At 44.9% G+C, this 3,758-nt stretch carries 4 protein-coding genes and 1 riboswitch; of the genes, 1 reads left to right on the top strand and 3 read right to left on the bottom strand.

The genetic code is table 11. The features are described 5' to 3' along the window. Positions 1-60 precede the first annotated feature (60 nt). The 3 genes from QUA62_RS15100 to QUA62_RS15090 all read right to left on the bottom strand — a co-directional run bounded on the left by QUA62_RS15100 (position 61) and on the right by QUA62_RS15090 (position 2,937). Positions 61-1,032 (bottom strand): GTP-binding protein, encoded by a 972-nt coding sequence (locus QUA62_RS15100; RefSeq protein ID WP_333405087.1) that lies wholly within the window; start codon positions 1,030-1,032, stop codon positions 61-63. Between the two features lie 182 nt (positions 1,033-1,214). Beyond that, the gene (gene cobW, locus QUA62_RS15095; protein WP_333405086.1) at positions 1,215-2,249 is read right to left on the bottom strand and encodes a cobalamin biosynthesis protein CobW; all 1,035 of its coding nucleotides are present in this window, start codon (positions 2,247-2,249) and stop codon (positions 1,215-1,217) included. Positions 2,250-2,526: 277 nt separating this feature from the next. Next, positions 2,527-2,937 carry a DUF1636 domain-containing protein gene (locus QUA62_RS15090; protein ID WP_333405084.1) on the bottom strand — a complete coding sequence of 137 codons (411 nt, stop codon included), beginning with the start codon at positions 2,935-2,937 and terminating at the stop codon, positions 2,527-2,529. 22 nt (positions 2,938-2,959) lie between these two features. Next, positions 2,960-3,106: riboswitch (cobalamin riboswitch) on the bottom strand. Positions 3,107-3,240: 134 nt separating this feature from the next. On the opposite strand from QUA62_RS15090, the gene QUA62_RS15085 reads away from it, so the two are divergent. Further along, on the top strand, positions 3,241-3,693 hold the full coding sequence (locus QUA62_RS15085; RefSeq protein ID WP_333405082.1) for a protein kinase domain-containing protein: 453 nt from the start codon (positions 3,241-3,243) through the stop codon (positions 3,691-3,693). The last annotated feature ends 65 nt before the right edge of the window (positions 3,694-3,758 follow it).

Genomic DNA, 3,758 nt, shown 5'->3' with positions numbered 1-3,758 from the left:
TGTGGAACAGGCATCTTGCCTGTTCGTAAAAGGCTTATTAAAAATGCTTCAATATGTCAGTTAAACCAGACATTTCCGAAAATCCTCTCGCAATTGATTTTCGTTTAAGTTGCGACCGATGAATACGAGTTCATTTTTCGGAGTTTCGGTGGCTTTCCAAGGTCTATCCCGTCGGCCATCGAACACCATGTGTACTCCTTGGAAAACAAATCGCTTGTTGTCTCCGGCGATATTCAAAATGCCTTTTGTCCGAAAGATATTCGGGCCTTGAGTCCGCAACAATTCCTCAATCCAATCGCTAAATTTGTTGCCGTCAATGGCACCGGATTCTACTATTGCTACTGAGGTAACAGTTTCGTCGTGTTCGTGAGTGTGTTCGCCCAAAAAGTCGGGTTCGATTTCTAATGCCCGGTTCACATCAAATGCTTTAACGCCCAACAAAGCATCCATTGCTAATTCAGCGTTGCGGGTGCGGTGAATTTTTGCCATTGCATTCATTGCACGAATTCGCTTTTCTAATTCGGCCAATTCTTCCTCGCTCACTAAATCAGTTTTGTTGAGTAAAACTACATCAGCGAAAGCAATTTGTTCTTGAGCTTCGTCTGCGTCCCAGTGCTGCCAGATGTGCTTGGCATCGACTACGGTGACAACTGCATCTAGCAGTAATGTGTCCCGCATATCTTCGTCTACAAAAAATGTCTGAATTACGGGCGCGGGGTCGGCTAAACCTGTGGTTTCGATGACTATGTGGTCGAATTTGTCGCGGCGCTTCATTAAGTTACCGATAATCCGAATTAAATCACCTCGGACTGTACAGCAAATGCAGCCGTTGTTCATCTCAAAAATTTCTTCGTCGGCATCAATTATCAGTTGGTTGTCGATGCCTACTTCGCCGAATTCGTTGACGATGACTGCAACTTTTTTGCCGTGTTCCTCTGTTAAAATGCGGTTCAGTAGCGTAGTTTTGCCTGCACCCAGATAGCCTGTGAGAACAGTAACAGGAACTGATTCGATCGCCCCAGCAGTCACCATACTTGACCTCGATTATTGTACAATGATAACCATTATCGCTATTCTACACCAGACTTGCTGGCAGCGACCACAATATTAAATAATGTTAATAAATTGTTGGTGAGAGCTTGTAGGGGCGAGTTTTACCAATAATATTTGCTGCAATTCAAAATATCGCTCGACCCGCCCCTCTCAGATGACAATTAATTGTTAATCATAGCTGCAATTCGATCGCGCTCTAACTCTCGACCGATCAGCACTAATTTGGTTTGACGGAGCTCGGAAGGTTGCCAGGGACGATCGTAAAAATATTCTATCCGCGAACCAACACCTTGCAATACCATCCTCATCGGTTTCTTGGGAACCGCCACAAACCCTTTAATCCGATATATTTCCTCCTGCTGCATCAAGGATTGCAGTTTTTTCACCAATGCTTCAGGTTCAAATTCGCGATCGGCAATAAAGAAAGTCGAGTTAATATCATCATCGTGTTCGTGTTCCTCCTCTGTGTCGTGGTGACTCGGGCGAGACTCCAAATCATCCTCAACCGCCGCATTAAATCCCATGAGCACATCAGGGTTAATTTCGCCACCTTTGCAAGGCACAATTTTCACACTCGGACGCAACTCTTGTTGCAACCAGCTTTGGACTTTCTTGTGAGTTTCAGCATCTACGCGATCGACCTTCGTTAAAAGTACCATATCGGCACAGGCTAACTGGTCTTCAAACAATTCCTCGATCGGAGTTTCGTGATCTAAACTAGAATCAGCTTGCCGCTGTGCCATCAAAGCATCGATATCACCGACAAAAGTACCGCTAGCAATAGCTTCGCAATCGACAACAGCAACAACACCGTCTACAGTAGCACCCGTGCGAATTTCCGGCCAGCGAAAAGCTTGAATCAAAGGTTTAGGAAGTGCAAGACCAGAAGTCTCAATTAAGATACAATCAATTTGTTCTCGGCGCTTCAACAATTCCTGCATAGTCGGCAAGAATTCCTCTTGAACAGTGCAGCAAAGACAACCATTTGTTAGTTCTACAATATTGCTGCTGACATCTTCTTCTTCGTCGCAAACTTGGCAATCGCGCAGCAATTCTCCGTCAATTCCGATTTCGCCAAATTCGTTAACCAGAACAGCAATGCGGCGACCTTGATTATTTTGCAATAAGTGGCGAATTAAGGTAGTTTTGCCGCTACCGAGAAAACCAGTGATGACAGTAACAGGGATTTTGTGCATTGATAATTTTGTTGTTGATGAAGTGAAATCTATCGTTCTATCGTTCCCAAGCTCTGCCCATTGGTGACAACTTAAACCGACCGTCCGCCATGGAATGAATTCCCTGGCTTATAGCTAAAGTCCTCTGAAGAGGACTAATGAGTTCTTCAGTCCTCTTCAGAGGACTTTAGCTTTGAGGCAGGGGTTTCAACCCCTGCCGGACTGCTGCCGGAGGGCCGGAGGGTCTGTTTGACGTTAAGTTGCCACCAATGGGCAGATGCTAGGAACAAGAAAAACTCTAATTAGGAAGCGGTGGAATCTTTGCTAAAACACCTTTTTTGAGAGCTTGAGGACGCTCAGACCAAGGCAACAAACCGTCCGGTTTAGCATAGTATTGACCCGCGCATTCGAGTACAGCCTCGACGCTTTCCGACTCATTTGCTGGTAAATCGCCAAACAGATAAGTGTACTTTCCAACAGCAGCAAAACACACCGCACAAGAGTGACTGCAAGCACTCATGCACTCAACTTCTTGAATCTCAAACTTATCAGAAAACTCCCAATCTTTCGCGAGTTGCGACAAATTTTCCATGAATAGTTGGCCGCCGCTTTTGCCTTCGCGCTTGCCGTTTTTCCAAACACTAGCGCAAGCAGTGCAAACAAGTAGACTGTGCTTGGTGCGTACAGCCGTGTTAATTCCATCCATCATCCGTACCTCGCAGATGCGTTCAAAAGTGAGTTAGATATCGGCGGGCATTCTGACTTGAAAAACCACAAGGGTTTCATTACAGTTGCGGGACAGCGCCGGACTTGCACCGAACTTTCCCCGTTTCCTCTAGCGACTGCTCCCCGCTAGAACCGATCGCGAAATCAAATCCTATCACACTTGCCGCCTTTTTTCAAAAAAGTTATGTTAGTAATAGCGATCGTTTCGTTCTTAGTAAGGACTTAAGTCCTTATAAGATAACGGCTTCAGGACTAAAGTCCTTACTACAAACCATAGTAATTACCTATGAACGCTTTTCCTGACTTTTCCCAACATGGCTATCAAATAAGTCGCGAACTCGGATACAACTGTTTGGGCGGCCGCGTCACCTATCTCGCCACAAAAATTAACACAAAAAACTCCGTTGTAATTAAGCAATTTCAATTTGCCCGATTAGGTGCTAGCTGGGAAGAATACCAAGCTTACGAACCAGAAATTAAAGTTTTGCAAAATCTAGATCGTCCTGGCATTCCACGCTATCTCGATTCTTTCCAGACTGACAGCGGTTTCTGCATGGTGCAGGAATACAAAAATGCCGAATCTGCTGTCGCCCGGACTTTTTCGCCGCCGGATATCAAACAAATTGCGATCGCCACTTTAGAGATTTTAGTTTACCTGCAAGCTCAGAAACCGCCGATAATTCACCGCGACATCAAACCGGAAAACTTGTTAATAGATGACGAACTCATACCAATTTAATATGAAGCTGCATAGAATAAAGCTTCCAGAATGAAAGTGTAAGAAGATAGTGAACTGATTTCTTC

The sequence above is a fragment of the Microcoleus sp. MON1_C1 genome (assembly GCF_036701945.1).
Lineage (GTDB): Bacteria > Cyanobacteriota > Cyanobacteriia > Cyanobacteriales > Microcoleaceae > Microcoleus.
The sequence above is the reverse complement of the archived record's forward strand: the minus strand, read 5'-3'. Positions and strand labels throughout refer to the sequence as shown.